The organism is Candidatus Kurthia intestinigallinarum, from assembly GCF_003991225.1.
In the GTDB taxonomy this organism is placed as follows: Bacteria; Bacillota; Bacilli; order Bacillales_A; family Planococcaceae; genus Kurthia; species Kurthia populi.
In genome coordinates this window covers 1-1,355 of the sequence record NZ_JTFC01000171.1, presented here as the reverse complement: position 1 = coordinate 1,355, position 1,355 = coordinate 1, and the positions used below count along the sequence as shown (strand labels likewise).

The window sequence follows — 1,355 nt, the reverse complement described above, 5'->3', positions numbered from 1 at the left end:
CTGCTGGATTGAACGTTCTCTATGTGGCATTGAACTGCACCTCATTTGTTAGACATACTAACAAGGAGGTGCGGTTTTTCTATGGGGAAAATGAGCGCAGAAGATAAATTAGCAGCGGTTCATACATAAATGGTCACCGCCACAATTAAAGGCTCAATTCCTAATTCTCTGGAATCAAGTCTATTTTTTTATATGATGAGATTTTTTAGAATAGTGATTTTATCTTTTCTTTTATACTGTTAATAACCTTTTGACCAACGTTCTCTTCTGTAAGTGTCATGTCCCATATTACGGCATGAGTTATTGAATCTGCACTGTCACTATTTATTTTTATTGTTAAATTATTCACTTCATTAAGAGGGACTTCAAACGACTCTATGCCATTTTTTCCCCTTGTAGTGGTTAACCCTACCGAATAAATTACTTCTCCATCGCTGATGAACTCTATTTCAATACTCTTTGTGCTTGTAGCGTTCAAAACATCGTCAGGTATTGCAACATAACCTGTCATATATTTATATTTGCTATCTAATAGATACACGAATTCATTGGTTTTTGTATGCTCTCTATCAATTAAATTTAGTTGTGGGGCTACTTCGTTTTGGCCAATTGTAAAAGTGGACAAGTTTTCATCCCATTGGATAGACTCATCTTCTTGTACCAGGTCATTCAGGGCAATAATTTTCCCTTCGCCTTTTTCTAAATATTGATTAATACCGCCAACAATTATTATTGTTCCAAGGGCAAGCACCATGGAAAGTAATACGATTTTGATAACTCCTTTTAGATTATCTCGGTTATGAGTGACGATTCGCTGTGCTGAAAACCCTACTGCAGCACCCAATGAATTTATAATAATATCATTTATATCAAAAGCTCCTAAATGTGTAAGCATTTGAATCGTTTCAAGAATTGTTATTGATACTATAAAAACGACGATAAAGCGTTTAAAACTACAACGAAACAGGAGTGGAATAATCACGCCAAAAGGGATAAACGCTAAAAAATTCCCGTACTCAAAAAACCAGATTTGAAAGCCTTTTCCTATTGGATAATGCAATGGGATTCCTTCAGGTATTAGATTGTATCGTAAGCTAGAGTCTGTCCCCAGTAGACCTCTATTAAAACCTAGATATAAGAAATAGAGGATCAAAGCTGTATATAATGTTAACAGCACAATTGTGATTTTACGTAAATTTACTTGTTTCATAAAATGTCCTTTCTTTTCTTTGATGTAAAAGATTGCATCTTACCATTTTAAGTATGAAGTTTCAATAGGTCTTCCACTCTCCAGCAAACCTTATGGATTCCTTGCCTTGCATAAAAAATCGTTGGCATGATACTTAACAGTAAAT

General features: G+C 34.6%; 1 protein-coding gene. It reads right to left on the bottom strand.

What is annotated here, in order from left to right; all coding sequences use genetic code 11:
* Nucleotides 1-205 precede the first annotated feature (205 nt).
* Nucleotides 206-1,210 carry a VanZ family protein gene (locus tag QI30_RS19515; RefSeq protein WP_126992115.1) on the bottom strand — a complete coding sequence of 335 codons (1,005 nt, stop codon included), beginning with the start codon at nt 1,208-1,210 and terminating at the stop codon, nt 206-208.
* Nucleotides 1,211-1,355 lie beyond the last annotated feature (145 nt).

Bases quoted from the DNA above. Each gene is read 5' to 3' on its own strand.
- QI30_RS19515 (WP_126992115.1), bottom strand. From the start codon at position 1,210: ATGAAACAAGTAAATTTACGTAAAATCACAATTGTGCTGTTAACATTA.